General features: G+C 65.6%; 28 protein-coding genes. 8 read left to right on the top strand and 20 right to left on the bottom strand.

The window, feature by feature from the left end; translation table 11 throughout:
- The first annotated feature begins 23 nt into the window (after nt 1–23).
- The gene (locus ACP156_RS18030; RefSeq protein WP_425052743.1) at nt 24–578 is read left to right on the top strand and encodes a TIGR00730 family Rossman fold protein; all 555 of its coding nucleotides are present in this window, start codon (nt 24–26) and stop codon (nt 576–578) included.
- Here ACP156_RS18030 and rarD read toward each other — a convergent pair.
- From rarD to ACP156_RS18010, 4 genes are all read right to left on the bottom strand, one after another.
- Nucleotides 518–1,459, bottom strand: a complete 942-nt coding sequence (rarD, locus tag ACP156_RS18025; RefSeq protein ID WP_425052742.1) for an EamA family transporter RarD — start codon at nt 1,457–1,459, stop codon at nt 518–520. The genes ACP156_RS18030 and rarD overlap by 61 nt on opposite strands.
- Before the next feature lie 73 nt (nt 1,460–1,532).
- A complete protein-coding gene (locus ACP156_RS18020) occupies nt 1,533–1,982 on the bottom strand; it encodes a host attachment family protein (protein ID WP_425052741.1) in 450 nt (149 codons plus the stop codon).
- The gene (locus ACP156_RS18015) at nt 1,982–2,212 is read right to left on the bottom strand and encodes a hypothetical protein (RefSeq protein ID WP_425052740.1); all 231 of its coding nucleotides are present in this window, start codon (nt 2,210–2,212) and stop codon (nt 1,982–1,984) included. The genes ACP156_RS18020 and ACP156_RS18015 overlap by 1 nt, the downstream gene beginning before the upstream one ends.
- Nucleotides 2,213–2,280: 68 nt before the next feature.
- Nucleotides 2,281–3,192 carry a LysR substrate-binding domain-containing protein gene (locus ACP156_RS18010; RefSeq protein WP_425052739.1) on the bottom strand — a complete coding sequence of 304 codons (912 nt, stop codon included), beginning with the start codon at nt 3,190–3,192 and terminating at the stop codon, nt 2,281–2,283.
- A gap of 116 nt (nt 3,193–3,308) precedes the next feature.
- Between ACP156_RS18010 and ACP156_RS18005 the strand changes: the two genes are divergently transcribed.
- Nucleotides 3,309–3,575, top strand: coding sequence for a hypothetical protein (locus tag ACP156_RS18005; RefSeq protein WP_425052738.1), 267 nt, complete (start codon nt 3,309–3,311; stop codon nt 3,573–3,575).
- A gap of 69 nt (nt 3,576–3,644) precedes the next feature.
- Here ACP156_RS18005 and ACP156_RS18000 read toward each other — a convergent pair whose 3' ends face one another.
- The 6 genes from ACP156_RS18000 to ACP156_RS17975 form a co-directional block, all read right to left on the bottom strand.
- On the bottom strand, nt 3,645–4,244 hold the full coding sequence (locus ACP156_RS18000; RefSeq protein ID WP_425052737.1) for a superoxide dismutase: 600 nt from the start codon (nt 4,242–4,244) through the stop codon (nt 3,645–3,647).
- Nucleotides 4,245–4,349: 105 nt separating this feature from the next.
- On the bottom strand, nt 4,350–4,922 hold the full coding sequence (locus ACP156_RS17995; RefSeq protein ID WP_425052736.1) for a sarcosine oxidase subunit gamma: 573 nt from the start codon (nt 4,920–4,922) through the stop codon (nt 4,350–4,352).
- The gene (locus tag ACP156_RS17990) at nt 4,915–7,929 is read right to left on the bottom strand and encodes a sarcosine oxidase subunit alpha family protein (protein ID WP_425052735.1); all 3,015 of its coding nucleotides are present in this window, start codon (nt 7,927–7,929) and stop codon (nt 4,915–4,917) included. The genes ACP156_RS17995 and ACP156_RS17990 overlap by 8 nt, the downstream gene beginning before the upstream one ends.
- Nucleotides 7,926–8,255, bottom strand: a complete 330-nt coding sequence (locus ACP156_RS17985; RefSeq protein WP_425052734.1) for a sarcosine oxidase subunit delta — start codon at nt 8,253–8,255, stop codon at nt 7,926–7,928. Before ACP156_RS17985 ends, ACP156_RS17990 begins: the two co-directional genes overlap by 4 nt.
- Before the next feature lie 81 nt (nt 8,256–8,336).
- Nucleotides 8,337–8,609 carry a hypothetical protein gene (locus tag ACP156_RS17980; protein WP_425052733.1) on the bottom strand — a complete coding sequence of 91 codons (273 nt, stop codon included), beginning with the start codon at nt 8,607–8,609 and terminating at the stop codon, nt 8,337–8,339.
- A 251-nt stretch (nt 8,610–8,860) separates the two neighbouring features.
- Complete coding sequence (locus ACP156_RS17975) at nt 8,861–9,178, bottom strand: hypothetical protein (RefSeq protein ID WP_425052732.1); 318 nt, start codon at nt 9,176–9,178, stop codon at nt 8,861–8,863.
- 188 nt (nt 9,179–9,366) lie between these two features.
- On the opposite strand from ACP156_RS17975, the gene ACP156_RS17970 reads away from it, so the two are divergent.
- Nucleotides 9,367–9,750 carry a hypothetical protein gene (locus tag ACP156_RS17970; protein ID WP_425052731.1) on the top strand — a complete coding sequence of 128 codons (384 nt, stop codon included), beginning with the start codon at nt 9,367–9,369 and terminating at the stop codon, nt 9,748–9,750.
- 2 nt (nt 9,751–9,752) lie between these two features.
- On the opposite strand, the gene ACP156_RS17965 is transcribed toward ACP156_RS17970, so the two are convergent.
- Nucleotides 9,753–10,997 (bottom strand): sarcosine oxidase subunit beta family protein, encoded by a 1,245-nt coding sequence (locus ACP156_RS17965; RefSeq protein ID WP_425052730.1) that lies wholly within the window; start codon nt 10,995–10,997, stop codon nt 9,753–9,755.
- Nucleotides 10,998–11,204: 207 nt separating this feature from the next.
- Here ACP156_RS17965 and ccmI point away from each other — a divergent pair, with 207 nt between their 5' ends.
- Genes ccmI through ACP156_RS17950 form a run of 3 tightly spaced genes read left to right on the top strand, consistent with a single transcriptional unit; the run spans nt 11,205 to nt 13,161 of the window.
- A complete protein-coding gene (gene ccmI, locus ACP156_RS17960; RefSeq protein WP_425052729.1) occupies nt 11,205–12,458 on the top strand; it encodes a c-type cytochrome biogenesis protein CcmI in 1,254 nt (417 codons plus the stop codon).
- Entirely contained in the window at nt 12,455–12,925 is a 471-nt protein-coding gene (ruvX, locus tag ACP156_RS17955; protein WP_425052728.1) for a Holliday junction resolvase RuvX, read from the top strand. Before ccmI ends, ruvX begins: the two co-directional genes overlap by 4 nt.
- Nucleotides 12,922–13,161, top strand: a complete 240-nt coding sequence (locus tag ACP156_RS17950) for a DUF1289 domain-containing protein (protein ID WP_425052727.1) — start codon at nt 12,922–12,924, stop codon at nt 13,159–13,161. Before ruvX ends, ACP156_RS17950 begins: the two co-directional genes overlap by 4 nt.
- A 90-nt stretch (nt 13,162–13,251) precedes the next feature.
- On the opposite strand, the gene ACP156_RS17945 is transcribed toward ACP156_RS17950, so the two are convergent.
- Together ACP156_RS17945 and dusA are read right to left on the bottom strand one after the other, a co-directional pair.
- Nucleotides 13,252–14,076, bottom strand: a complete 825-nt coding sequence (locus ACP156_RS17945; protein ID WP_425052726.1) for a sulfite exporter TauE/SafE family protein — start codon at nt 14,074–14,076, stop codon at nt 13,252–13,254.
- 104 nt (nt 14,077–14,180) lie between these two features.
- The gene (gene dusA / locus ACP156_RS17940) at nt 14,181–15,200 is read right to left on the bottom strand and encodes a tRNA dihydrouridine(20/20a) synthase DusA (RefSeq protein WP_425052725.1); all 1,020 of its coding nucleotides are present in this window, start codon (nt 15,198–15,200) and stop codon (nt 14,181–14,183) included.
- A gap of 283 nt (nt 15,201–15,483) precedes the next feature.
- Here dusA and ACP156_RS17935 point away from each other — a divergent pair, with 283 nt between their 5' ends.
- On the top strand, nt 15,484–16,470 hold the full coding sequence (locus ACP156_RS17935) for an isopenicillin N synthase family dioxygenase (RefSeq protein WP_425052724.1): 987 nt from the start codon (nt 15,484–15,486) through the stop codon (nt 16,468–16,470).
- 39 nt (nt 16,471–16,509) lie between these two features.
- Here the strand turns inward: ACP156_RS17935 and ACP156_RS17930 are convergent, their stop codons facing one another.
- The 4 genes from ACP156_RS17930 to ACP156_RS17915 all read right to left on the bottom strand — a co-directional run bounded on the left by ACP156_RS17930 (nt 16,510) and on the right by ACP156_RS17915 (nt 21,484).
- A complete protein-coding gene (locus tag ACP156_RS17930; protein WP_425052723.1) occupies nt 16,510–17,427 on the bottom strand; it encodes a LysR family transcriptional regulator in 918 nt (305 codons plus the stop codon).
- A 93-nt stretch (nt 17,428–17,520) separates the two neighbouring features.
- Nucleotides 17,521–18,309 (bottom strand): pyruvate formate-lyase-activating protein, encoded by a 789-nt coding sequence (gene pflA / locus ACP156_RS17925; protein WP_425052722.1) that lies wholly within the window; start codon nt 18,307–18,309, stop codon nt 17,521–17,523.
- A gap of 46 nt (nt 18,310–18,355) precedes the next feature.
- A complete protein-coding gene (gene pflB, locus ACP156_RS17920; RefSeq protein WP_425052721.1) occupies nt 18,356–20,611 on the bottom strand; it encodes a formate C-acetyltransferase in 2,256 nt (751 codons plus the stop codon).
- 339 nt (nt 20,612–20,950) lie between these two features.
- Nucleotides 20,951–21,484: a 2,4'-dihydroxyacetophenone dioxygenase family protein gene (locus ACP156_RS17915; RefSeq protein WP_425052720.1), complete on the bottom strand. Its 534-nt coding sequence runs from the start codon at nt 21,482–21,484 to the stop codon at nt 20,951–20,953.
- 236 nt (nt 21,485–21,720) lie between these two features.
- Between ACP156_RS17915 and ACP156_RS17910 the strand changes: the two genes are divergently transcribed.
- On the top strand, nt 21,721–22,041 hold the full coding sequence (locus ACP156_RS17910; protein ID WP_425052719.1) for an ArsR/SmtB family transcription factor: 321 nt from the start codon (nt 21,721–21,723) through the stop codon (nt 22,039–22,041).
- Between the two features lie 6 nt (nt 22,042–22,047).
- On the opposite strand, the gene ACP156_RS17905 is transcribed toward ACP156_RS17910, so the two are convergent.
- The 3 genes from ACP156_RS17905 to ACP156_RS17895 form a co-directional block, all read right to left on the bottom strand.
- Nucleotides 22,048–23,874: an ABC-F family ATP-binding cassette domain-containing protein gene (locus ACP156_RS17905; protein ID WP_425052718.1), complete on the bottom strand. Its 1,827-nt coding sequence runs from the start codon at nt 23,872–23,874 to the stop codon at nt 22,048–22,050.
- Between the two features lie 54 nt (nt 23,875–23,928).
- Entirely contained in the window at nt 23,929–24,129 is a 201-nt protein-coding gene (locus ACP156_RS17900; RefSeq protein WP_425052717.1) for a hypothetical protein, read from the bottom strand.
- A gap of 67 nt (nt 24,130–24,196) precedes the next feature.
- The gene (locus ACP156_RS17895; RefSeq protein ID WP_425052716.1) at nt 24,197–24,913 is read right to left on the bottom strand and encodes a GNAT family N-acetyltransferase; all 717 of its coding nucleotides are present in this window, start codon (nt 24,911–24,913) and stop codon (nt 24,197–24,199) included.
- Between the last annotated feature and the right edge of the window lie 57 nt (nt 24,914–24,970).

Below are 24,970 nucleotides of genomic sequence, written 5' to 3'. Positions count from 1 at the left end.
CATTGCCGCGAGGGCTATATCTGGTGTCCGTTCCCCCTTCTGTTTGTGTCTTTTGCGGCTCACGCAACGGCACGAAACCCGAATACGTGCAATCCGCCAAAGATCTGGGCCGTTTGATGGCCGAGGAAGGCTGGCGTCTGGTCTATGGCGCGGGCGATGTCGGCCTGATGGGCGCAGTCTCCCGCGCGGCGCAGGACGCGGGCGGATCGACCTTCGGCGTGATCCCGGTACACCTGCTGGCGCGCGAGATGGCCAAGCGCGATCTGGGCAGCTTCATCATCACCGAGAACATGCACGAGCGTAAAAAGGTCATGTTCATGAACTCGGACGCGATTGTCGTGCTGCCCGGCGGCGCGGGCTCGCTGGACGAGTTCTTCGAGGTGCTGACCTGGCGCCAGCTGACGCTGCACGCCAAGCCGATCTACCTTGTCGATGTCGAGGGCTACTGGCAGCCGCTAATCGCCCTGATCGACCAGACCATCAACGAGGGCTTCGCCGACAAGTCTCTGCGGGACTTCTACGTGGTGGTCGATACCGTGGACGAACTGGTCGCCGCCCTGCGCGCCGACCTTTCGTGACGCACCGCCCACACTGAGTAAATCGCCAGCGCCACCCAGATCAGCGGGAAGGCGATGGCGTGCCAGGGGGTGAAGGGCTCGGCGAACAGCACGGTGGCGACAAGAAACTGAAGGGTCGGGTTCAGGTACTGCACCAGTCCCACTGTCGCCATCGTCACCCGCCGCGAGGCGTAGGAAAACAGGATCAGCGGCACTGCGGTCAGCGGCCCCGAGACGATCAGCAACAGGCTGTCCGACCAGTCATGCCCGAAGGTGCCAAGGGTCTCGCCCGTCAGGCCGGTCCAGCCCTGCGCATGGACGCCCCACAGCCAGACCACGGCCAGCGGCACCAGCAGCAGAACTTCGGCCGAGACCGACACCACGGGCCCCGCGTTCACGTATTTCTTGATGACGCCGTAGAAGCCGAACAAAAGCGCCAGTCCGATCGAGATCCATGGCGCCGCGCCCAGCCCCCAAGTCAGCACCCCGACCCCCGCCGCGGCCAGCACCACCGCGGCCGCCTGCGCTGGCTTCAGTGTTTCGCGGTAAAAGACCATCCCCAGCACGACCGATACGAGCGGGAAGATGTAATAGCCCAGCGACGCCTCGGTCACGCGGTCGATCTGCACGGAATAGATGAACAGCAGCCAGTTGCACGAGATCAGGGTCGCGGCGGCAGCGATGGCGGCCAGGTCCGACGGCCGGGACAGTAGCGCGCGTACCTCGTGCAGACGCCGCTGCACCATCAGCACAAGCCCGAAAAACACCAGCGACCAGATGGTCCGGTGCGCCAGCACCTCGAGCGGCGGCACGTGGGCCAGCAGCTTGTAGTAGATCGGGACAAGGCCCCACATGATTGACGCGACCGCTACCGCGATCGCGCCTTTCGTTCCGTCCGACATCGCAAACTCCGTTCCCGCGCCACAGGCGCCCGGACGGCGGCGATGTCAACCCGTCGACCCTTGTCGGCAGGTCTCAGGCGAACTCGGTCGCCAGCATCTGCTCGACCTTGTCGAGCGGGTGGTTGGTCAGGTCTTTCGGCACTTCGGCGATCACCCGCTGCAAGACCTCCTTGTGCATCTTGTCGCGCAACTCGCCCAGCGTCTTGGGCGCCGCGCAGATCACAAGACGGTCGAACCGGCCCTTGTGCGCCAGCTTGTACAGGATGTCGGCCAGATCGTCGGCGAAGCGTTCCTTCGCCAGTTCATGCCAATCGGTGTCGTCCAAGGCCGACCGCTGCCCCGCGCCGTTGTCGGCCATGCGGCCGGGGCGGTTGGCGGATTGCTCGCGATCCGAGGGGTTGTCCTGTTCCTCGATGCGCACGACGTTCAGGTCGAGGTTCACCTCGTCCAGATCGTTGCGCAGAAACAGCGCCTTCTCGCCATCGGCGATCAGCACCCATGTGCCGTTGCGGATATCAGTCATCACACCTTCTCCTTGTCACCGCTGCCGTTCTGGTCCTGTGCCAACGGGCGGGTGTTGCCCGCCGAGGTCTCGTCGTACCGCTTGCCTTCGTCGCGGGTGCCGACCTTGCGCTGGATCTCGCCACCGTTGCGGCCTTGACCGGACGGGGCCGGGTCCATGTCTTCGGGCTTCTGGCCGAGGATTTCCTCGGTCTCGCGGTGCCCGTCATTGGATCTTGCACGCTCTGCCATATCGGTTCCTCCTTTGCTTTGAGGACCAACGCAGCGGCGGCGGGACGTGTTCCATAGCAGGCCGCGCATCAGGCGCGATGCAGCCGATCCACGTCCGGCTGTGCGGCCTTCCGCGCCCAGTCACGGAACAGGCGCACCTTCGGGTCCTCCCACCGCGACCGCTCTCCCACGAGACAGACGTCGCCATAGCTGGCCTTGCAGGCCAGGTCCGGGAACGGCGCCACAAGCGCGCCCGTCTCAAGCTCGTCGCGGCATAGAACGAGGTCCGCCATCACCACCCCTGCCCCCATCACCGCCGCCTTCACCGCCATGTCGAGGTTCGGAAAGGTGTCGCCCGACGTCTCGGACACGCCTTTCACCGGGTAGGTCGCCAGCCAGTCACGCCAGTCGGTGCGGCGGGGGGTGTCGTGCAGAAGCGTAGCGTCGGCCAGCCCCTCCGGCCCCGAGGCACGCAGGCTTTCCGCCATCGCGGGGGTGCAGATGGGCGTCATCAACACCGGAAACACCGTCTCGACCGCGATGCGGGCGTCGTTGCGCGGCCACTTCGAGACCGAAAAGCCGATGTCGTACTCGGTATTGTCGAACCCCGACAACGTGTGGAAATCGGTGGTCAGCCTGACGCGGATGTCCGGGTGGCAGGTGCGGAAGTCATCCAGCCGCGGCATCAGCCACCGCAACGAGGTGGCGGGCGGGCACAGGATGCGAAGTTCCTGCGCGTCGCGGGAGATGCGTTCCACCCCCAAGACGATGTCCCGGAACGCGCGTTCCAGCACCGGCTGCAGGTTCCGCCCCGCTTCGGTCAGCGCGACGCCCTTCGCGTGGCGGCGGAACAGCTGCACGCCAAGATGATCCTCCAGCAGCTTGATATGCCGGCTGACCGCGCCGCGGGTGACGTGCAGTTCCTCGGCGGCGGCGATGTAGCCTTCGTGGCGGGCGGCGGCCTCGAAGGCGCGAAGGGCGTTCAGCGGTGGCAGGCGCATGGCGGGCTCATGGATCAGTTTTCCTAAGCCATGATACGCGAAATAGTGGTTTGCGGCAATTGATCGGCGTTCGGTATTTTCAAGGCATCCTTAGATGATATTGAAAGAATAGCCACATGACCGAAGCGATTTGCGACACCAGACTTGCCCGCCCCCGCCAATCCATCCTTGGCCGCATTCGAGCATGGATCAGAAAACCTGCCAAAACCGAAGATCCCTATGCCGGACTTGGCGCGCTGCCGCCGCATTTGCTAAGCGACATAGGCTTCTCTGCATTGCCCGAAGAAAGCACCTGCCAGGCGACCACCTGGACCCGGGACGGCGTAACCGTGCTGCACCACAACGTCCTGCCCGGCGCCGACGCGATCCTGTTCGGGCGGTGACCACCGCCGCAAAAGAAAAGGGCCCCGCGTCCTGTGACGCGAGGCCCCTGTTCCGCCGTCAGGCAGAGATCACATGCGCGAAGCGACGTTTTCCCAGCTGACCAGGTTCTCGAGGAAGTTGGTCAGGTAGGCCGGACGCTTGTTGCGGAAGTCGATGTAGTAGGAATGCTCCCACACGTCGCAGCCCAGCAGAGCGGTCTGGCCGAAGCACAGCGGGTTCACGCCGTTCTCGGTCTTGGTGACCTTGAGGCCGCCGTCGGTGTCCTTCACCAGCCAGGCCCAGCCCGAGCCGAACTGGCCCGCGCCCGCTGCGGCGAAGTCTTCCTTGAACTTGTCGACCGAGCCGAAGCTCTCGACCAGCGCCTTTTCCAGCTCGCCGGGCATGCCGGTGCCGCCGGGCGCCATCATCTCCCAGAACTGGTTGTGGTTCCAGAACTGCGAGGCGTTGTTGAAGATGCCGTTCTGGGCGACGGCGTTCGCGTCGTAGGTGCCCTTGATGATCTCTTCAACCGACTTGCCTTCCCACTCGGTCCCCGCAATGGCCTTGTTGCCGTTGTCGACGTAAGCCTTGTGGTGGATGTCGTGGTGGTACTCCAGCGTCTCCTTGGACATGCCGCTGTCGGCCAGCGCGTCATGGGCGTAGGGCAGATCGGGAAGTTCGAAAGCCATGGGGGTCCCCTTTGTCGTAATAGGAATGATGTCCACGGCACAGAAATGGCATGGAACGCGTCAGGTCAAGGGGCGTGGCCGGGATTTCCCCCGGCCACCCGCGCGTCAATCGCGCCAATACCCGACCTCGCTGCCCGGAATTGCCGCTGTTTTCAAAAGCTCGTGGACGTATCCGGCGACCGAGCGGAAGCAGACAAGCACAAAGCGGTCGTCCGTTTCGCACAGAACCGCCGCCGGCACCTGCGCCAGCCGGGTGCGGCGGAAGCTGCCGGGCCCGAACACGGACGGCGCAAGGTCGGCGGGCGTCAGCTTGCCCAGCACCTCGCGGGCGTCCACCCCGTCGACGGCGAAGACCGCGCGGGCGTCCGAGATGTCGGCGACAAGGTGATGCGTCCCGGCCAGCGCCTTGCCGATGCTGTCGACGTGACCCGCGACCTCGGCATAGGGGCACATCAGCAGCAGTTCGTCCGGCGACATCCAGAAGATGCCCCTGCCGTTCTCGAAGCTTGCGCCCGTCTGTCCGGGCATCGCCAGCGGCACGGCGGCGGTGACCGCCGCTTGCAGCGCGACGTCGGACAGATCGCCGCGCACCACGATCATGCCCTGCGGCGGCAGGACCTGAACCTCGGCAATGCCCGCGTAGGTTCCGGGCTGAAGAGCGCCAACCGGATCAGACATTCTGCTTCTCCCCTTCCGGGTCATAGAACACGGGCGATACGATCTTGGCGGCAACGGTGCCGCCATCGACCTTCGAGAACTCCACGACCTCGCCCATCCGGTCCGGTCCGTGGGCGACAAGCCCCATGGCGATGCCGCGGTTCAGCGTGGGCGACCAATAGGTCGAGGTCACACGGCCCTGCACGTTGCGCTGGCCGTTGACGTTCTCGCCCGGTGCGACGGCATAGGCGCCGTCCTCGATCACCGAGCCGTCGGTGGTTTCCAGCCCGACCAGCTTCCATCGCTCGGGGTCGGCGAAATGCGACCGCTCCTGCGCGCGCTTGCCGATGAAGTCTTCCTTCTTCTTCGAGATCGCCCAGTCGAGGCCCAGATCCTGCGGGATCACGGTGCCGTCGCTTTCGTCCCCGATCATGATGAAGCCCTTCTCGGCCCGCAGCACGTGCAGCGCCTCGGTCCCGTAGGGCATCACGCCGAAGACCCGGCCCGCCTCCAGCAACTTGTCCCACAACGCGCGGCCATAGCCCGCCTTGGTGGCGATCTCGAACGACAACTCGCCCGAGAAACTGATGCGGTAGATCCGCACCGGGATGCCGTCCAGCTGGCCATCGGCCCACGCCATGAACGGAAGCGTCTCTTTCGAGACATCCATGCCGCCGACCAGTTCCAGCACCTCGCGCGCCTTCGGGCCGACGACGCCGATCTGGGCGTATTGCTCGGTCAGGTTCGCGGTGTAGACCTTCCAGTCCCACCATTCGGTCTGAAGCCACTCCTCCATGTGGGCATGGATGTGGTCCGCGCCGCCCGAGGTGGTGTGGCACAGCCACTCGTCCTCGCCAACGCGGGCAACGACGCCGTCGTCCATCAGGAAGGCATTCTCGGAACACATCAGGCCATAGCGGCAGCGCCCGACCTTCAGGGTCGACATCATGTTGGTGTACATCATGTCAAGGAACCGGCCCGCGTCCGGCCCTCTCACAAGGATCTTGCCGAGCGTGGAAGCGTCAAGCAATCCAACGCCTTCGCGGACGTTCTTCACCTCGCGGATGACCGCCTCGGCTGCCGTTTCGGCAACGCCGCGATAGCAGTACGGGCGGCGCCAGTGGCCCACCGGCTCCCAATAGGCGCCGTTGGAGTCGTGCCAGTCGTCCATCGGAGTGCGGCGCAGCGGCTGGAAGATCTCGCCCCGCGCCTCGCCCGCGATCGACCCCATCGAGATGGGCGTATAGGGCGGACGGAAGGTGGTGGTGCCGACCGCCGGGATCTCGGCGTTCAGCGATTGCGCCAGCACGGCAAGGCCGTTGATGTTGCTAAGCTTGCCCTGATCGGTCGCCATGCCCAGCGTCGTGTAGCGCTTGGTGTGTTCGACGCTTTCATAGCCCTCGCGGGCGGCCAGCTGCACGTCCGACACTTTCACGTCGTTCTGGTAGTCCAGCCACATCTTGCTGCGCAGTTCGTGGCTGGCGCCCTGCGGCATCATCCAGACGGGTTCGATCGGTGCGGGCGTTTCCACCTCGGCCTGCGGCACAGGCACGGTCGCAGGCTCCTGCCCCGTCACCGACGCGACAGCCGCCCCGCCGCCCGCGTGGGCGTCGGCCAGCACCTCGGCGGTGCCGAGCATGCCGTTCGCAGAGCCGACGACGGTGACAAAGGGCTGCCCCTTGTCGCCGGTCGGCGCCTTGGTGCGGTCCGGACGGAAGAAGGCCTGCGTCTCATCCCACGTCAGCTTGCCGCCACAATGCGACCAAAGGTGAACCACCGGAGACCAGCCGCCCGACATCGCGACCACGTCACAGGGGATGGTTTCCAGCACCGCGCCCTCGCCCGCCTGCGTGGTGATCGCCACGCCTTCGACCCGCGCGCGGCCCTTCACCTTGGCAACGCCCCGGCCCGTCTCGACCCGGATGCCCATGGCGCGGGCCTTTTCGATCAACGGACTTTGCGGCGTGGTGCGCGCATCGACGATGGCCGGAACCTCCAACCCCATCTCAAGCAGAGCGAAGGCGGTGCGATAGGCGTCGTCGTTGTTCGTCACCACGACCGTCCTGTCACCGGCGCTGACGCCCCAGTTCACGGCATAGTCGCGCACCGCACCGGCCAGCATCACGCCTGGCAGATCGTTGCCCGCGAAGCTCAGCGGCCGCTCGATGGCGCCGGTCGCGGTGATCACATGCTTCGTGCGGATGCGCCACAGACGGTGGCGCGGCGTGTCGTCCTGCGGCGCGTGATCGGTCAGGCGCTCGTATGCCAGAACCGAGCCGTGGTCGTAGACGCCCGACCCCATGCAGCGCGAGACCATGCGCACATTGTCCGCGCTTTTAAGCAGTTCCACCGCGTTCTTCACCCAGTCGGCAGCAGGCACGCCGTCGATCTCGCCCGCGTCCACAGGGGCGCGACCGCCCCAATGCGCGGTCTGTTCGACCACCAGAACGCTGGCCCCGGTCGCCGCCGCCTGCTTGGCGGCGGTCAGCCCGGCGATGCCCCCGCCGATCACAAGGATGTCCACGTGCAGGTGGAAATGTTCATAAATGTCGGCGTCGCGGTCCACCGGTGCGCGGCCCAGACCGGCCGACTTGCGGATGAACGGCTCGAACACGTGCTTCCACGCGGGACGCGGCGCCATGAAGGTCTTGTAGTAGAACCCCGCCGGCAGGAACTTGGACGCGTAGTTGTTCACCACGCCCACGTCGAATTCGAGGCTCGGCCAATGGTTCTGGCTTTCCGCCGTCAGCCCGTCGAACAGCTCTTGCGTGGTCGCCCGCTGGTTCGGCTCGAACCGGCCGTCGCGTCCAAGGTTGACCAGCGCGTTCGGTTCCTCGGCGCCCGAGGCGACGATGCCGCGCGGGCGATGGTACTTGAACGACCGGCCCACCAGCGTCTGCCCGTTCGCCAGCAGCGCCGAAGCGAGCGTGTCGCCCTGGTAGCCCTTCATCCGCTTGCCGTTGAAGGTGAATTCCAGCGGCCGGCTGCGGTCCAGAAGCCGCCCGCCCTTACCCAGACGCGTGCTCATTCGATGCCCCTCCAGCTCCAGCCAGGTCGCTTGGTGGTGATTTTCTCGCGGATCTCCGCTGGCGGTTCCGTGACCTGCGCCGAATAGGTGCCGAACACCTCAAGCGTCACCGTGCAACGCGCGGCGTGGAACCACTTGCCGCAGCCCATCGCATGACGCCACCGCTCGAAATGCACGCCCTTCGGGTTTTCGCGGTGGAAGAGATAGGTTTCGAACGCCTCGTCGGTCGAGCCGGGGCCGAAGCGCTTCAGATGCGCTTCACCGCCCGGAGACAGTTCGGTTTCGTCAGCCTCTATTCCGCAATAGGGGCAGGTCAGGATCAGCATTGGGCGCTCCTGCATGGCAACGGGGCGGACATCCGCAGATGCCCGCCCGTCAGGTGGTCGTGAGTGGTGTGGTGGTGGGTGTCAGTCGACCGAAGCGGTCGCGACGAGCTCGGGGACGAAAAGCGGCTCGGGCGCGATGCGGGGAAGCAGCATGGCGCTGCCCATCCGGAATTCGGGACGGAAGTCGGGGCGTGCGGACGCATACGGGCTGGTGTGCGGGCCCATGTATACGGCGCTGGACCGGCCGTCTTCGGACGCGCCGGGAAGAATGAGACCAAGAAGCAGAAGCGACGCGAGGCCGCACAGCCAGATCCAAAGGTCCGAGGACCGGGCAAACTGCCGGACGTCTTCCATGTAACGCCCTCCTTTCGACCCGGCGAAACTAGGGCCAACGGACGGTGCGCAACAGGCTTGTTCGTGCTTTGATCCAAGGGCAGGCCGAAAGCTGCCAATGATGTTCGATTTGTTCGGCAAGCAGCCGCCAGTGGTCTGTAAACGACACACTTCGGCTGAAGTCTTGGGCGGCGAACCGCCGAAGAACGAGGCATCGGAAGACCGCGCGTCATGGCGCGGTCCCCCGAAGTGCCGTGTGGGTGTTCCCACGTTCAGTTGCCGGATTCGGCTTCGGCGTCAGCAGACGCGGCGGCATCGGGTGCAGCCGTCTCTGCCGGGGCCGGATCGGCAGCGCTGTCAGTCGCAGCCGCGTCGCCCGAGGCTTCGCTTTCAACGGTGACGGAAACGTCGCCGCCGCCGGTGGTTGCACCGCCGAAGCTGCCCTCGACATCGCCCCAGAAGACGAAGGCGAGAATGCCGACAAGCACGACAAGCCCGCCGACGATGAAAGCCATGACGGACATGCCGCCGCCGGATTTGTCGGTCTCGCGGATGTATTCGCGGTCACGCTGGAAGTTCTGATCAACCATGAAATCGCTCCTTTCGCGTCAGTTGGCGAGCCAACGCGGGGTGATTTGCAATGGTTCCATGCACCTGCGGCAATCGGCAGGGAACCGCCGGAGATACCACCAGATGTGGCCAACTGAAACACAGCCGACACAAAACTTGACTTGTCGCCGCGATGCGGCGACCCTTCGCCCGTGCAGAAGCCCAGGGGATGGGAGACATGCCGGACCACTCGACCTATATCGCGCGGGGCGCCTCGGGGGCGGAATACACGTTCTCGGTCTGCACCCGCATCGCGGAACTGCCGGAGTGCGCGGGGCTGTACGTTTTCCTTCGACGCGATACCGGCGTCCTTGGCATCGCGACGCCGCTTTACTTCGGACGCGCCGACACCAGCATCGCCGACCGCATCCACGGTCACGCCAAGTGGCACGAAGCGCTGAGCCTTGGCGTCAACGCCATCGGCGTGCTGGAATGCCCCGAGGCGGACCTGGCCGACCTCGCCCGGCGCGAGGAAGATCTCGTCGCCGGTCCGCAGACGCCGCTCAACGCGCCGCCCGGGCCTGTTCAGGCCGGCATTCCGCACGTCCACTGACATCAGTGGGCCACCCCCGCCGCGACGCTTTCGTCCACGAAGCGGCCGGCGCGGAAGCGGTCCAGCCCGAAACCGTCGGCCAGGGGCGACTGCCCCTTCGCCATCAGTTCCGCCATCGCCCAGCCAGAGCCGGGGATCGCCTTGAACCCGCCGGTCCCCCAGCCCGCATTGATGAAGCAGCCATCCAGCGGCGTCTTCGAGATGATCGGAGACCGGTCGCCGGTCATGTCCACGATACCGCCCCACTGGCGCAGCATCTTCAGGCGGCTGATCATCGGGAAGGTCTCGATCAGCGCGCGCACGGTTTCCTCGATGTGATGGAAGCTGCCGCGCTGGGTGTAGTTGTTGTAGCCGTCGGCGCCACCGCCGATCACCATCTCGCCCTTATCGGACTGGCTCATGTAGCCGTGGACGGTGTTGGCCATGACGACCACGTCCATGCAGGGCTTGATCGGCTCGCTAACCATCGCCTGCAGCGCCACGCTTTCAATCGGCAGCCGGAAGCCCGCCATGTCGGCCAGCACACCGGAATGTCCGGCCACGACGATGCCCAGCTTGTCGCAGTCAATGTCGCCCTTGGTGGTGGTGACGCCTTTGACCTTGCCGCCTTCAGAGCGCACACCGGTGACTTCGCACTTCTGGATGATGTGCATGCCCATCGCAGAACAGGCCCGCGCATAGCCCCACGCGACCGCATCGTGCCGCGCGGTGCCGCCCCGCGCCTGCCATAGCGCGCCCAGTACCGGATAGCGCGGCCCCTCGATATTGATGATCGGGCACAGTTCCTTGACGCGCTCGGGCCCGATGTACTCGGTCGTCACGCCCTGCAGCGCGTTCGCATGCGCGGTGCGCTGCCAGCCGCGCACCTCGTGATGCGTCTGCGCCAGCATCATCACGCCGCGCGGGCTGAACATGACGTTGTAGTTCAGGTCCTGGCTCATCGTCTCGTACAGGCTGCGCGCCTTCTCGAAGATCGCGGCCGAGGGGTCCTGCAGATAGTTCGAGCGGATGATGGTCGTGTTCCGGCCGGTGTTGCCGCCGCCAAGCCACCCCTTCTCGATCACCGCGACGTTGGTGATGCCGAAATTCTTGCCGAGGTAATAGGCCGTGGCCAGCCCGTGCCCCCCGGCGCCGACGATCACGACGTCGTATTTCTTCTTCGGCTCCGGCGAGGACCAGGCGCGTTCCCAGCCGGTGTGCTGGCGGAATGCCTCGCGGGCGATGGCAAATGCGGAATAGCGTTTCATCGTGCGAATCCCTTCGCTTCGTTCAGGTCTTTCTGGAACGGGTGCGGTCGTGTGTGAAGCGTGCCAGCGGCACTTGCCGCCGGATTTGCGACATGCGGCAAATCGTACCTTCCGCCGCCTCCGACGCAAGCGTGAGCGACCAGCGGCCCATTTGGGGTTTTGCGCGCCCATCGCAATGGATAGATGGGTCAGGGACACGGAGGACATATGGGACTTTCGGCATTCTGGATCGTATCCGTGCTGCTGGCGCTCGCGGTGGCCGCCCTGCTGGTGCTGGCGCTTTTGCGCGGGCGGACACAAGGCGCCGACCCCGCCGCGGCCTATGACGTGCAAGTCTACCGCGACCAGTTGCGCGAGGTCGATCGCGACGTCGCCCGCGGCGTGCTGACCGAGGCCGAGGGCGAACGCGTCCGGGTCGAGGTGTCGCGCCGCCTGCTGGAGGCCGACCGCGCCGCGCGCACAGCCGGGGCCGAGACGACCGCGCCGCGCGGCCTGTCGATCGCCGCCGCCATCTTCACCGGCATCGCGGTGCTGGCCGGGGCGTTCGGGCTGTACTGGACGCTGGGCGCGCCCGACTATCCCGACATGCCGCTTGCCGCCCGCATCAGCGCCGCCGAGGAACTGCGCGACGCGCGTCCCAGCCAGGCCGCGCTGGAAACAGCCGCCGCGGGCACCATGCCCGAGATCACCCCGGACGAACGGTTCGCCGAGCTGATGGACCGCCTGCGCGCCGCGATGGAAGAGAACCCGGACGATCCGCAGGGGCTGGAACTGCTGGTGGTGAACGAGGCGCGGCTGGGCAATTTCGTCGCCGCCTACACGGCGCAGCAGCGTCTGATCGAAGTGAAGGGCGACGATCTGGTCGCCGACGATTTCGGTGATCTGGCCGACCTGATGATCCTTGCCGCTGGCGGCATCGTCTCGCCCGAGGCGGAACAGGCGCTGAACCGCGCCCTCGCGCTGGACCCCGCGAACGGACCGGCGCGCTATTACACCGGGCTGTTGCAGTTCCAGACCCGCCGCCCCGACCTGACCTTCGCGACGTGGCAAAGCCTACTGACCGAAAGCCGCACCGACGATCCGTGGGTGCCGCCGATCCTGTCGCAGATGCCCGAGGTGGCGCAACTGGCCGGCGTCCGCTGGACCCCGCCCTCGGCGCCGCCCATCGTCGGCCCCGACAGCCCCGGCCCCTCGCAGGAGGACGTCGAAGCGGCCTCGGACCTGACGCCCGAGGAACGCGACCAGATGGTGCGCGGCATGGTCGATGGTCTGGCCGAACGGCTGGCGACCGACGGCGGCACCCCCGAGGACTGGGCCCGCCTGATCCGGGCGCTTGGTGTCCTGCAGGAACTTGATCGGGCCGGCGCGATCTGGACCGAAGCGCAGACCGTCTTCGCCGACGCGCCCGAGGCGCTGGATCAGATCCGCACCGCCGCGCAGCTTGCCGGGGTGGCGGAATGATCCACGACGCGTTCACCGATTTCTCGGCCGCCCTGCCCCCGATGCGTGGGCTGATGGGGTTGGATTTCGGCACCAAGACCATCGGTGTCGCGGTGTCCGACAGCCTGCTGACGGTGGCGACGCCGATGGAGACGGTGAAGCGCAAGAAGTTCACCACCGACGCCGCCCGCCTGATGGAGATCGCCGCCGAGCGCGCGCTGGGCGGCATCGTGCTGGGCCTGCCGGTGAACATGGACGGCTCGGAAGGGCCGCGCGTGCAATCCACCCGCGCCTTCGCCCGCAACCTGTCGCAGCTGACCGACCTGCCCATCGGTTACTGGGACGAACGCCTGTCGACCGTCGCCGCCGAACGCGCGCTGCTCGAGGCCGACACCTCGCGCCGCCGCCGCGCCGAGGTGATCGACCATGTCGCGGCCAGCTTCATCCTGCAGGGCGCTTTGGACCGCCTGCGGCATCTGCGCGGATGAGCGAAACGCCGATCAGCCAGCAGGGCATCGAAAGCCCCTGCGTGCGGATCTGCGTCGTCCACCCCGAGGCGCGGATCTGCACCGGCTGCCTGCGCACGCCCGAGGAAATCGGCAACTGGCTGCGGATGAGCCCGGACGAGCGCCGCGCGGTGATGGCGGAACTGCCCGACCGCGCGGGATTGCTCAAACGCCGGCGCGGCGGGCGACGTGGCAAGATCGAGCGGAACGGTGGTTAGCACGATCTTCCAGAAGATCGTCGGAACCTAGCGGTAGCACGATCTTCTAGAAGATCGTGCCAAACAGAATTTTCTAGAAAATTCTGCGCCCTAGCCCCAGACAGCCTTCCGGATCATGTTCAGCGCGACGATGAACAGGAACACCGCGAAGACCCGCTTCAGCGGTGCCGGGTTCATCCGGTGCGCCAGCTTCACGCCCAGTGGTGCGGTCAGCAGCGTCATGCAGATCACGATGAAGAAGGCAGGCAGGTTCACCGCGCCGATGGTGAACGGCGGGCGCGAGTCCGGCTCGATTGTGACGAACAGGAACGCCACCACCGACGGCACCGCGATCAGCAGGCCGAAGCCCGCCGCCGTCGCCACCGCGCGGTGGATCGGCTTGCCGTAAAGCGTCATCAGCGGCACCCCGAAGCTGCCGCCTCCGATCCCCATCAAAACCGATAGGAAGCCCACCACCGGCGAGAACGCCGCGCGGGCGAAGCCGGTGGGCATGCTGTCGCCCAGCCGCCACTGGGTCCGGCCAAAAGCCATATAGGCCGAGATGATGATGGCGAGGATGCCGAAGATCACCTGCAACTCACGGGTCTTGAGTTGCGCGGCCACCAGCACGCCGATCAACGCGCCGATGGCGATCCCCGGCGCCCATGTCTTCAGCACATCCCAGTCCACCGCGCCCTTCTTGTTGTGCGACAGCACCGAGCGCGCCGAGGTGACGATGATCGTCGCCAGCGAGGTCGCAAGACAGACCTGCATCAGCTGCTCGCCGTAGTATCCAAGCGCCTGAAAGGAATAGAAGAACGCGGCCACCAGAACGATGCCGCCGCCGACGCCCAGAAGCCCCGCCAGCACCCCGGCGACCGCGCCGATCACCATCAGGATCACCAGAAGCTGGATCAGAAGTGCGGTTTCGGGCATGTCACGGGTCCTTCGGAACGGGGTTTCGCCCTGTCAAACCGCATCCGTGCGGGAAGGTCCATGGGGATTTCCGGTTCGGGTGCGTGGTTTCCGCCTGCCGGTGCTCAGGACGCCAGCCGTTCCGCCGCGCCTGCCTCGTTTCCGGTCACATGCGCCAGCGCCGCGTCGACCACGTCCAGCCCCGCCCCGGTGCGGTGCGCCCCCTCGCTGAGTACCCGCCGCCAGCCGCGCGCGCCGGGACGGCCCGCGAACAGGCCCAGCATGTGCCGCGTCACCTGCGCCAACTTGCCGCCCTCGGCCAGATGCGCCTCGATATACGGTTTCATCAGGTCCACGGCCTGTTCGGCGGTCTCCAGCGGCGGCGTCTCGCCCCAGATCACCCTGTCGGCGTCCAGCAGGATGTCCGCCGGTTGGTGATAGGCCGCCCGGCCGACCATCACGCCGTCCAGCCCCTCTTCCAGCAGCCCCGCCGCCTGATCAAGCGAGGCGATGCCGCCGTTGATCGAGATGTGAAGCTCGGGGAACGCGCGCTTCATCGCCTTCACAAGGTCGTAGTCCAGCGGCGGGATGTCCCGGTTTTCCTTCGGGCTCAGCCCCTGCAACCACGCCTTGCGCGCGTGGATCGTAACCCGCCGCACGCCTGCATCCCGCATTCTGGTCAGGAAGTCCGGCAGCACCTCTTCCGGCACCTGATCATCCACGCCGATCCGGCATTTCACCGTGACCTCAACAGGTTGCGCCGCGATCATCGCCGCCACGCAGTCAGCCACCAGCCCGGGCCGCTCCATCAGGACCGCGCCGAAGCAGCCCGATTGCACCCGGTCCGAGGGGCAGCCGACGTTCAGGTTGACCTCGTCATAGCCCTCGTCCGCCGCCATCCGCGCCGCCTGCGCCAGTTCCGCCGGGTCCGATCCGCCAAGCTGCACCGCGACCGGATGCTCGGCCGCGTGGAACCGCAACAGGTGCTGCGCGTCGCCCCGCACCAACGCCGGCGCCGTCACCATCTCGGTATACAGCAGCGTCCGCCGGCTCAGCAGCCGATGGAGATAGCGACAGTGCCGGTCGGTCCAGTCCATCATGGGTGCGACGGAAAGACGGGCAGCGGATTGCAGGTCGTGGTTCATGCGGGGTCCGGGACAGTTTCGCGCGGCCCAAGGGCGGCGCCGCGCCGCTTTAGCAGGTTCCGTGGCAGAGATCAGCCCCATTGACGTAGCGTCCCCCGCGCTGGCCCGGTGGCGTTCCGTTTTTGCTTACACTGTGTGGCATTCTTTGTACTTTTTCTTACACCCGCCTGCCCTTAGCATTCCCATACGGACCGTGATGCGGATCACGGAAGGCCCACCGGAGTAGAAGCAGTCGTCGCCACCGGCGTCGGACATTGCTCCTTTCACATCGAAGGAAAGAGAAATGAGCAACGAGACACTGGCCGAGCTTCAGAAAGAAGCGGGCATCGGCGGCTATGGCGAAGAAGTCGAGCGCGACATTCCGCAGATCGACATGTCGGACTATTTCAACCGCAAGGACGAGATCACCGACGCGCTGTGGGAGGCCGCCACCGGCATCGGCTTCTTCCAGCTGACCAACCACGGCATCCCGCAGGACCTGATCGACGAAGCGTTCCTGCTGTCGGCCGGGTTCTTTGACCTGCCGACCGAAACCAAGGAACAGTACCCGCTGAAGGCCGGGACCAACGCGGGCTGGGAATACAAGGCGCAGGTGCGGCCCTCGACCGGCACGGCGGACCAGAAGGAAAGCTATCAGATCACCCTGCCCCGCATGAAGGGTCTGTGGCCAACGGGCGAAGAGCTGAACGGGTTCAAGGAAACCATGCTGGCCTTCGAGCGGCACAACTGGGCGCTTGCGATGAAGGTGCTGGATTGCTTCGCGCAGCGGCTCGACTTCGGGCCCGGCTTCTTCACCGAGGGCCACGCGCCCGACACGCCCGAGTACCAGTCGACCCTGCGGCTGATCCACTATCTCGGCATGGAAGACGCCAAGCCCGAGGACTTCAAGTTCTGGCGCGCGGGTGCGCATACCGATTTCGACTGCCTGACCCTGCTGCACCAAAAGGCCGGTCAGGGCGGGCTTCAGGTCTGCCCCGGCAAGGACAGCAAGGGCCGCGCGATCCAGTGGACGGACGTGCCGCCGCTGGGCGGGGTGATCACCTGCAACATCGGCGACATGCTGATGCGGTGGTCGGACGACAAGCTGTTGTCGAACCTGCACCGCGTGCGGATGCCGAAGCCCGAGGAATACCTAGGCCCGCGCTATTCCATCGCCTATTTCGCGCAGGCGAACATGGACACCGTGCTGGCCGGGCCGGAAGGCAAGTACGAGCCCATGACCGCGCATGACTACATCCAGATGCGGATCGGCGCGAACTTCAAGAAGTGACGACGGAACCGGCCGGGTCGCCTTGGCAGCCCGGCCGCCCTATGGCGCAGGCCCTTCCTGATCCAGCGCGACGATCACCGCGCGGATCTCTTCCAGCACCGGGCCCGTCGCATCGCCCAGCGCGTTGCCCCGGCAGATCGCAAGGCTCAGCCGCTCGGTCATCCTGCGGCTTTTGATCGGACGGAACGCAAGCCGGCCCGCGGCCACGTCCTGCGACACGTCGGGCCACGGCAGGAACGCGATGCCGTGACCGTCGCGCAGAAAGCTCATGATCGTGCCGATGCTGTTGGTGTTCAGCGCCACCTTCGGGTTCACCCGCACGCTGAGGATCTCGGCCATTAGGCGGGTGTGCATCGACAGTGCCGAACTTGGCAGGCACAGCGGCCATTGCAGCGCCTCCTGCATGGTGATCGGACCGGTGCCCTCGATCCCCAGATCGGGCGCATGGCAGACGCCAAGGGTATAGTCGAAACCGTCCACAATCGACAGATGCGCCAGCCGTGGCAGGTTGTAGGCCAGCACGATGTCCAACTCGCTGGCTTCGGACTTCTCGTGCAGAAGCGGGTTAGACCCGACCACAAGGTCAAGCTCTACCGGCCCCAGATGCCGCTCCAGCCGCCGCACCAGCGTGGGTACGACCGGTGTCACCAGCCCCTCCATCACGCCCAGCCGGACCAGCGTGCGGCTGTCCCGATCGCCCCGGCGCAGGCGTTGCGTGAAGGCCGCGTCGGCATCCACCCATTTCAGCGCCTCGGCCCGCAGCAGCGCACCTTCGGGCGTCAGCGAGACACCGCCCGCGGACCGGACCAGCAGACGCGCGCCATAGCTGCGTTCGAGGATCTGCATCTGCCGCGACAAGGCGGGCGCCGAGATGTTCAGCCGGTGCGCCGCCTCGCGGATCGAGGCCGCCTCGGACACGACGAGGAACGAGCGGATTTCCTTCGATATGGCTGACATCGGCGGGGGCCTTCCGGGCGGGCAATGCGGGTCAGACCGCTGTGTAGCGGATTGCCGGAAGGCTGTCGCGCCCCCCTGTCCGGCTTCGCGGGCTCAGGTCGCGACGAGTCCGCGTGCGCGAAAGATATCGCGGGCGGCCTCGGTCCCCTCGGGCGTGGGCGTCGGCGTGTCGCGCAGGCGGTATTCCAGCCCCAGCTTGTCCCACTTGGACGTGCCCATCTGGTGAAACGGCAGCACTTCGACCATCTCGACGTCGCCGCCCTGCGCCTTCAGCCCTGCAACGTAATCGGCCAACCCCTCGATATCGGCCTGCGCGTCGGTCCAGCCGGGCACCAGCACATAGCGGATGCGCAGCGGCTTCCCAAGGCGGACCAGCCGTTCGGCGCAGTCCAGCGTCGGTTGCAGCGGCTGAGAGGTGAGTTCGAGATACCGCGCGGGGTCGATGTGCTTGATGTCCAGCATCACAAGGTCGATCGGATCGAACCAGTCGTCGGGCACCGTATGGTGCAGAAACCCCTGCGTATCCAATGCGATGTGCAGCCCATACCGCGCCTTGATCTCGGCGGCGACACGCCCGACGAACGCGGCCTGCATCATCGGTTCGCCGCCCGAGAAGGTGACGCCGCCCGCGAAATTCAGAAACCCGGCATAGGGCGCGACCTCGGCCAGCATGTCCTCCAGCTCGACGCGGCGTCCGTTGTGCAGTTTCCACGTGTCCGGGTTGTGGCAATAGAGACAGCGGAACAGGCAGCCCGCCATGAAGTAGACGAAGCGCATGCCGGGGCCATCGACCGCCGCGCCGGTCTCGACCGAGTGCAGGAAGCCGTGGTTGTCGTGGCGATGGATGTCGTGCCCCGGCGCGGGGGCGTGTTGGGTGGTCATGGAACGGGGTCCCGAAGCGGCGGGCGCCCAAAGACACCCGGCCGGTTCACATGGTGGCGTGGAAGGTGCGGCTGATCACGTCCAGCTGCTGCTCGCGCGTCAGCTTGACGAAGTTCACCGCGTAGCCAGAGACACGCACGGTCAATTGCGGGTATTTCTCGGGGTGGTCCATCGCGTCGACCAGAACGTCCTTGGTCAGCATGTTGACGTTGACGTGGAAGCCCCCGGCCCGCGTGAAGCCGTCAAGGCAGTTCGACAGGTTGCGCACCTGCTCGTCCTCAGTGTGGCCCATCGAGGTGGGCGTGGCCGAGGCGGTCCAGCTGATGCCGTCCTGCGCGTAGTCATAAGGCAGCTTGGCGACAGAGGCGCCCGCGGCCACGAAGCCCTTGGTATCGCGCCCGTTCATCGGGTTGGCGCCCGGCGCGAAGGGCTCGCCCGCCCGGCGGCCGCAGGGGGTGCAGCCGGTCTTCTTGCCATAGACCACGTTCGAGGTGATCGTCAGGATCGACTGGGTCGGAACGCTGTCGCGGTAGAAATAGGGCTGCGCCGCCACCTTGGACATGAAGGTCTCGGTCAGCCAGGCGGCGATGCCGTCCACGCGGTCGTCGTTGTTGCCGAAGGCCGGGTAGTCGCCTGTGATGCGGTAGTCGACCGCCAGCCCGTCATCGTTGCGGATCACCTCGACCTTCGCGTGCTTGATGGCCGACAGGCTGTCCGCCGTGATCGACAGACCGGCGATGCCGCAAGCCATGGTCCGCAGGATGTCGCGGTCGTGCAGCGCCATCTCGATCCGTTCGTAGGCGTATTTGTCATGCATATAGTGGATGCAGTTCAGTGCCTTGACGTAGGTTTTGGCCAACCAGTCCATCGTCTTGTCGAACTTCGCCATCACCTCGTCGTAGTCCAGCACGTCCGCAGTGATCGGCTCGAAGCCCTCGACCACCAGCTTGCCGGATTTCTCGTCCACCCCACCGTTGATCGCATAGAGCAGCGCCTTGGCAAGGTTGGCGCGGGCGCCGAAGAACTGCATCTGCTTGCCGATCGCCATGGCCGAGACGCAGCAGGCGATGCCATAGTCGTCGCCCCACTTCTCGCGCATCAGGTCGTCGTTCTCGTACTGGATCGCAGAGGTGTCCTTGGAGACCTTGGTGCAGAAATGCTTGAACCCCTCGGGCAGCCGGTCGGACCACAGGACGGTCAGGTTCGGCTCGGGCGCGGGGCCGAGGTTGTATAGCGTCTGTAGCACGCGCATCGAGGTCTTCGAGCACAAGGGCCGCCCGTCAAGGCCGATGCCGCCGATCACCTCGGTCACCCATGTCGGATCGCCCGAGAACAGCTCGTCGTATTCCGGGGTACGCAGGAAGCGGACGATGCGCAGCTTGATGACCAGATCGTCGATCATCTCTTGCGCGGCTTCCTCGGTCAGGGTGCCGCGCGCGAAGTCGCGTTCGATATAGATGTCGAGGAACGTCGAGATCCGGCCCAGAGACATCGCCGCGCCGTTCTGCTCCTTCACGGCGGCAAGGTAGGCCAGATAAGTGAACTGGATCGCCTCGCGCGCGGTGCGGGCGGGCTTGGCAAGGTCGATACCGTATTTCAGGCCCATCTCGTGCAATTCGCCCAGCGCGCGGAACTGTTCCTGCAATTCCTCGCGGGTGCGCAGCATCGCCTCGTCGAAGACCGCATCGTCAAGCTCGTGGAACTCGGCCTTCTTGCGCTCTTTCAGCGCGTCAATGCCGTACAACGCCACGCGGCGGTAGTCGCCGATGATGCGGCCCCGGCCATAGGCGTCGGGAAGCCCGGTGATGACGCCGGACCGGCGGGCGGCCATGATGTCGGGGCTGTAGACGTCGAAGACACCTTGATTGTGGCTCTTGCGGTACTTGGTCCAGATCTCGTGAACCACCGGATCGGGCTTGAAGCCATAGGCCTTCATCCCGACCTCAACCATCCGCAGCCCGCCGTTCGGCATGATCGCCCGTTTCAGCGGCGCATCGGTCTGAAGGCCCACGATGATCTCGAGGTCGCGATCGATGTAGCCGGCGTCATGGGCGGTAATCGAAGATGGCGTGTCCGCCGAGACGTCCAGCACCCCGGCCTCGCGTTCCTTTTTCAGCAGGTCCGACAGTTCGTCCCACAGTTTCCGCGTGCGGTCGGTCGGCCCGGCAAGGAACGAGGCGTCGCCCAGATAGGGGGTGTAGTTTTCCTGAATGAAACCGCGGACGTCGATCGCGTTCCGCCAACTGCCGTCGGAAAAGCCGTCCCAAGGGTGATCGAGCGGGATGTCGTTCTGAACATTCATGGCAAGCTCCTTTAAATGAGGCGGCACTCGGGGAACTGCGGGCGGCCTTTGCAGGCGCAGAATAACTCGTGAACGTGCGGAACAACTTGACCTGCGTCAGAAATACAAAAGCGGTCGGTTCGATGTCGCTGATGGATACTAGGGCCGGCGCGGTCGAAATTTCAACAACCGCAGGGATGCATGCCGGGGCATACATCCTGTGAAGTCAACGGCTTGCCCCAAGGGCTATGCCGGGCTTGCAAAACCTGCATCCCAGCATTGAGGCAGGCAGGACCGTATATGTCGAAAAAGAGGGCGGCTCGGAAACTTCCTTTCGTCGCGTTTCCGCGCCCGACGATCCTAGCGGATCAGCCCGTCGATATAGTCCGCGCCGATCCCGACCTTGTCGTAATGCTCGCGGCACATGGCGATATACATATGGACGTCGAAGTAACCGTCCGGCTCGCCCGCCTCGTCCAGCCAGATCAGCGGGCCGGTGACGTTGAAGTGGACCTTCATCGGCTCGTCGCTTTCATAGGCGACCAGCGTGTGTCCCTCGCCGGGCGTTTCATAGACGAAGTCCCCGGCGGTGGCGATCCAGTCGTGTTCCAGATAGCCCCACTTGCCCGAGATCGTGTAGGCGAAGACCTCGTGCGGGTGATAGTGGCGGTTCACCAGCCCCGGCCCTTTTGCCATCAGCACGTCGCACCATCGGTTCGTCGTCGGCGATATCCATACCGGGCGCGAGAAGACCGTTTCCGTGAAGGGAACGTAGTAACGTTCGTCCTCGTCGGCGATGTTCGGAAGATAAACTTCCGGTTTGGCGTCCGGCTGGAAGACCTTTTCAATCGGGCGCAAGTCCCTCCAGAACTCGGTTCCACTGTCCTCTGGCATGCTATCCTCCCATGTTTTAAGGCGTCCTCCCGCCTCTGCGAACCATCACCGACCCCGGCCGCAAGTTCAATTCCGTCTGTTCTTGAAAGCGACCGCCCAACACATTACATCCGCTGAATGTGAATGCCGAAGCCGCGCCGCAGCGCGGTTGCTGCATTCGCTGTAGGAACATGCTAGAAACTGCCGGACCCGATCAGATGCCCTTGGATGCGATTTTGGAAAACACCACTGCCACGATGACAGACGGTCTCGACCGCTCGGATATCGAGCGCATGACCCAGAACGCCGAGGCTGCCGCCGCCTTCCTGAAGGCGATCAGCCACGAGGGCCGGTTGATGATCCTGTGCCACCTTGCCACCGGCGAGAAGTCGGTGACCGAGCTCGAGCAATTGCTGGGCGCGCGGCAGGCCGCCGTGTCGCAGCAGCTGTCGCGCCTGCGCAGCGAGGGTCTGGTCACACCGCGCCGGGACGGCAAGACGATCTATTACAGCCTCGCCGACGAGCGTTCGACGCGCATTATGGGCGTCCTGTACGAGATGTTCTGCGGCACCACGTAACGGCCGTCAGCCGGCTTCGGCCTTCTCTTCCAGCTCCAGCCATTCCTCTTCCGCCGCCGACAGCGCCGTCTGGCGCTGTGTCAGCGCTTCCGTTGCCTTGCGGAACTTCACCGGCTCGCGGGTGAACAGGTCGGGGTCGGACAAAAGCTGCGACAGCTTGCCGATCTCGGCCTCCAGCCGCGCGATCTCGGCCGGCAGGGCTTCGAGGCGGTGCTTTTCGGTGAAACTCAGGCCATCCGCCGCTTTCGCGACAGGTTTCGGCGCGGGCTTCTCTGCCGGTTTGGCAGGCTTCGCGGCTTTGGGCTTGTCCGCCGGGGCCACCCCTTCGCCCCGCTGGGCGCGATAGTCGGTCCAGCCGCCCGCGTAGACGGTCGCAAGACCGTCGCCTTCCATCGCCATCGTGGTCGTCGCCACGCGATCCAGGAAATCCCGGTCGTGGCTGACCAGCAGCACGGTGCCGTCGTAGTCGCCGATCAGTTCCTGCAACAGGTCCAGCGTCTCGATGTCCAGATCGTTGGTCGGTTCGTCCAGCACCAGCAGGTTCGACTGCCGCGCCATGATCCGCGCCAGCAGCAGCCGCGCCTTCTCGCCGCCCGACAGGGCGCGGACGGGAGCGCGGGCCTGCGCCTCGGAGAACAGGAAGTCCTTCAGGTAGCCAACCACGTGCCGCGGCGTGCCCCGCACCATCACCTGATCCGACTGTCCCGAGACACGCATCGACGGGTCTTGCGTCAGGCTGTCCCACAGCGTCGCGTCGGGATCGAGCTGCGAGCGGTTCTGGTCGAACACCGCCATCTCAAGCCCGGTGCCCAACGTGACGGTGCCGGTGTCCGGCGTTTCCTCGCCCGTCAGCATCTTCAGAAGCGTGGTCTTGCCGACGCCGTTGGGGCCGACAAAGGCCACCCGGTCGCCACGCAGGACACGCAGCGAGAACGGTTTCAGGATCGTACGGTCGCCATAGGCCTTGGAGATCTCCTTGGCCTCGATCACCCGCTTGCCGGACTGCGGCCCGGAATCGAGCGACATCTCGGCGGCGCCCTGCCGCCGGATCATGTCCGAGCGTTCCTGCCGCAGCGCCTGAAGCGCGCGCACGCGGCCCTGGTTGCGCTTGCGGCGGGCGCTGATGCCCTCGACCGCCCAGCGCGCCTCGGCCTTGATCTTGCGGTCCAGCTTGTGTCGGGCGACGTCCTCTTCGTCCCAGACCTTGTCGCGCCACGCCTCGAAATCCTCGAAGCCCTTCTCCTGCCGCCGCACCTCGCCCCGGTCCAGCCAAAGGGTGCCGCGCGTGAGGTTCCGCAGGAAGGCGCGGTCGTGCGAGATCAGGACGAAGGCGCTGCGGGTGGTCTTCAGTTGCTCTTCCAGCCACGCGATCGCCTCGATATCGAGGTGGTTGGTCGGCTCGTCCAGCAGCATCAGCTCGGGCGCTTCCGCCATCAGCTTGGCCAGCGCCGCGCGTCTGCGTTCCCCGCCCGACGCCGCCGAGACCTTCGTTTCCGGGTCGAACTTCAGCCCCTCGGCGGCCATCTCGACCCGGTAGGCTTCGGACGCATCAAGCTCGGAGGCGGCGAATTCGCCCAGCGTCTCGAACCGGCTCAGGTCCGGGTGCTGTTCCATGTAGCCGACCGAGGTTCCCGGCGACAGCACACGGCTGCCCCGGTCCTGCTCGACCATGCCGGCCAGCACCTTCATCAGCGTCGACTTGCCCGACCCGTTGCGCCCGACCAGCGCCAGCCGGTCGCCGCGCTGGACGACCAGATCGACCCCGTCGAACAGGGGATTGCCGCCGAAGGTCAGCGTGATGTCGGAAAGCTGAAGAAGGGGTGCCTGTGCCATGCGCAGCAGCTATCCCCGCGCCGAGGCATCGTCAACGGGGGCCGGATGTGGCGTCTACGCGTACTCAGATTTCTCTGGGTCGAGATATACTAGGCTACCGTCTTCAGTGAGACCGACCATCATTTCAGTTGCTAATTCGATGCCTAAATATTCCACCTTCTCCCCATCGTGTAGCAAGACGTCACCAGGCAACGGGTTCCCGCCCATTTTCATGAAATAGCCGGATTCATAGAGAATTTTACGAAGCGAACGCATTGTTTGTCTCCTTTTCTGCTCGGGAGACTCACAAATAGCAAAAGCCCAAAACGCTGTGCGGCGAATATCAGCCCGCCACCATCCGCAGCGCCCGCTTGCGGGCGGGAGGGACGGCGGATATTTCCAGCCCGGTGAAGACGTGCAGCGTGTTCAGGTCGTGGTCCACCACCGCGTGATCGCTGACCCAGCCACCCATCATCAGGTAGGTCCGCAGCAAGGGCGGCATCGTTTTCAGCGCCGTCTTGGCGTCGGGCTTGCGCCGCAGCCGCAGCGCGAAGCGGAACACGTTCGGCGCTTTGACCTTCGGCAGCCAGCGCTTCGGCGCAAGGTGGCGCTCCTTCAGCATCGCAAAGGCGTCAAGGTAGGTTTCCGTCTCGGTTCCATGGAACGACGAGCAGCCGAACAGCATGTCGACCCCCTGCTCGTCCACGAAACGGGTCATCGCCCCCCACGCAACGCGCAGGATGTCGGGATCGCGAGCGTGGTCGGGATCGATGCAGAAGCGGCCCATCTCGACCATGCGCCCCTCGTAGCCCTCCAGCGCGGACAGGCCGTAATACTGCGCCGAATAGCTTTGCCCGATCTCGGCGCCCGACAGGGGCAGCATCCGGAAACAGCAGACCAGCCGCCCGTCGCGGCTGTCCTCGACCAGAACGTGACTGCAGATTTCGTCGAAACGGTCGGCGTCCGACCCGCCCTCGCGCGGGGCAGCTCCGGTTTCGGCGATGAAGGTCCGGTACCGCAGCGCCTGCGCGGCCGCGATGTCCCCCGGCGTTTCCGCCATGCGTGCGTGGTATCTGCCCTTGCGTAGCATCCTGCCCTCGCGCCCGTTGCGGGCCGG

The organism is Psychromarinibacter sp. S121 (assembly GCF_049801035.1).
Classification (GTDB): domain Bacteria; phylum Pseudomonadota; class Alphaproteobacteria; order Rhodobacterales; family Rhodobacteraceae; genus Psychromarinibacter.
This window is presented reverse-complemented; position numbering and strand designations above follow the sequence as displayed.

What these genes read in the sequence shown, in the direction of transcription:
- rarD (WP_425052742.1), bottom strand. Translation starts at nt 1,459, where the DNA reads ATGTCGGACGGAACGAAAGGCGCGATCGCGGTAGCGGTCGCGTCAATC.
- ACP156_RS18020 (WP_425052741.1), bottom strand. Translation starts at nt 1,982, where the DNA reads ATGACTGATATCCGCAACGGCACATGGGTGCTGATCGCCGATGGCGAG.
- ACP156_RS18015 (WP_425052740.1), bottom strand. Translation starts at nt 2,212, where the DNA reads ATGGCAGAGCGTGCAAGATCCAATGACGGGCACCGCGAGACCGAGGAA.
- ACP156_RS18010 (WP_425052739.1), bottom strand. Translation starts at nt 3,192, where the DNA reads ATGCGCCTGCCACCGCTGAACGCCCTTCGCGCCTTCGAGGCCGCCGCC.
- ACP156_RS18005 (WP_425052738.1), top strand. Translation starts at nt 3,309, where the DNA reads ATGACCGAAGCGATTTGCGACACCAGACTTGCCCGCCCCCGCCAATCC.
- ACP156_RS18000 (WP_425052737.1), bottom strand. Translation starts at nt 4,244, where the DNA reads ATGGCTTTCGAACTTCCCGATCTGCCCTACGCCCATGACGCGCTGGCC.
- ACP156_RS17995 (WP_425052736.1), bottom strand. Translation starts at nt 4,922, where the DNA reads ATGTCTGATCCGGTTGGCGCTCTTCAGCCCGGAACCTACGCGGGCATT.
- ACP156_RS17990 (WP_425052735.1), bottom strand. Translation starts at nt 7,929, where the DNA reads ATGAGCACGCGTCTGGGTAAGGGCGGGCGGCTTCTGGACCGCAGCCGG.
- ACP156_RS17985 (WP_425052734.1), bottom strand. Translation starts at nt 8,255, where the DNA reads ATGCTGATCCTGACCTGCCCCTATTGCGGAATAGAGGCTGACGAAACC.
- ACP156_RS17980 (WP_425052733.1), bottom strand. Translation starts at nt 8,609, where the DNA reads ATGGAAGACGTCCGGCAGTTTGCCCGGTCCTCGGACCTTTGGATCTGG.
- ACP156_RS17975 (WP_425052732.1), bottom strand. Translation starts at nt 9,178, where the DNA reads ATGGTTGATCAGAACTTCCAGCGTGACCGCGAATACATCCGCGAGACC.
- ACP156_RS17970 (WP_425052731.1), top strand. Translation starts at nt 9,367, where the DNA reads ATGGGAGACATGCCGGACCACTCGACCTATATCGCGCGGGGCGCCTCG.
- ACP156_RS17965 (WP_425052730.1), bottom strand. Translation starts at nt 10,997, where the DNA reads ATGAAACGCTATTCCGCATTTGCCATCGCCCGCGAGGCATTCCGCCAG.
- ccmI (WP_425052729.1), top strand. Translation starts at nt 11,205, where the DNA reads ATGGGACTTTCGGCATTCTGGATCGTATCCGTGCTGCTGGCGCTCGCG.
- ruvX (WP_425052728.1), top strand. Translation starts at nt 12,455, where the DNA reads ATGATCCACGACGCGTTCACCGATTTCTCGGCCGCCCTGCCCCCGATG.
- ACP156_RS17950 (WP_425052727.1), top strand. Translation starts at nt 12,922, where the DNA reads ATGAGCGAAACGCCGATCAGCCAGCAGGGCATCGAAAGCCCCTGCGTG.
- ACP156_RS17945 (WP_425052726.1), bottom strand. Translation starts at nt 14,076, where the DNA reads ATGCCCGAAACCGCACTTCTGATCCAGCTTCTGGTGATCCTGATGGTG.
- dusA (WP_425052725.1), bottom strand. Translation starts at nt 15,200, where the DNA reads ATGAACCACGACCTGCAATCCGCTGCCCGTCTTTCCGTCGCACCCATG.
- ACP156_RS17935 (WP_425052724.1), top strand. Translation starts at nt 15,484, where the DNA reads ATGAGCAACGAGACACTGGCCGAGCTTCAGAAAGAAGCGGGCATCGGC.
- ACP156_RS17930 (WP_425052723.1), bottom strand. Translation starts at nt 17,427, where the DNA reads ATGTCAGCCATATCGAAGGAAATCCGCTCGTTCCTCGTCGTGTCCGAG.
- pflA (WP_425052722.1), bottom strand. Translation starts at nt 18,309, where the DNA reads ATGACCACCCAACACGCCCCCGCGCCGGGGCACGACATCCATCGCCAC.
- pflB (WP_425052721.1), bottom strand. Translation starts at nt 20,611, where the DNA reads ATGAATGTTCAGAACGACATCCCGCTCGATCACCCTTGGGACGGCTTT.
- ACP156_RS17915 (WP_425052720.1), bottom strand. Translation starts at nt 21,484, where the DNA reads ATGCCAGAGGACAGTGGAACCGAGTTCTGGAGGGACTTGCGCCCGATT.
- ACP156_RS17910 (WP_425052719.1), top strand. Translation starts at nt 21,721, where the DNA reads ATGACAGACGGTCTCGACCGCTCGGATATCGAGCGCATGACCCAGAAC.
- ACP156_RS17905 (WP_425052718.1), bottom strand. Translation starts at nt 23,874, where the DNA reads ATGGCACAGGCACCCCTTCTTCAGCTTTCCGACATCACGCTGACCTTC.
- ACP156_RS17900 (WP_425052717.1), bottom strand. Translation starts at nt 24,129, where the DNA reads ATGCGTTCGCTTCGTAAAATTCTCTATGAATCCGGCTATTTCATGAAA.
- ACP156_RS17895 (WP_425052716.1), bottom strand. Translation starts at nt 24,913, where the DNA reads ATGGCGGAAACGCCGGGGGACATCGCGGCCGCGCAGGCGCTGCGGTAC.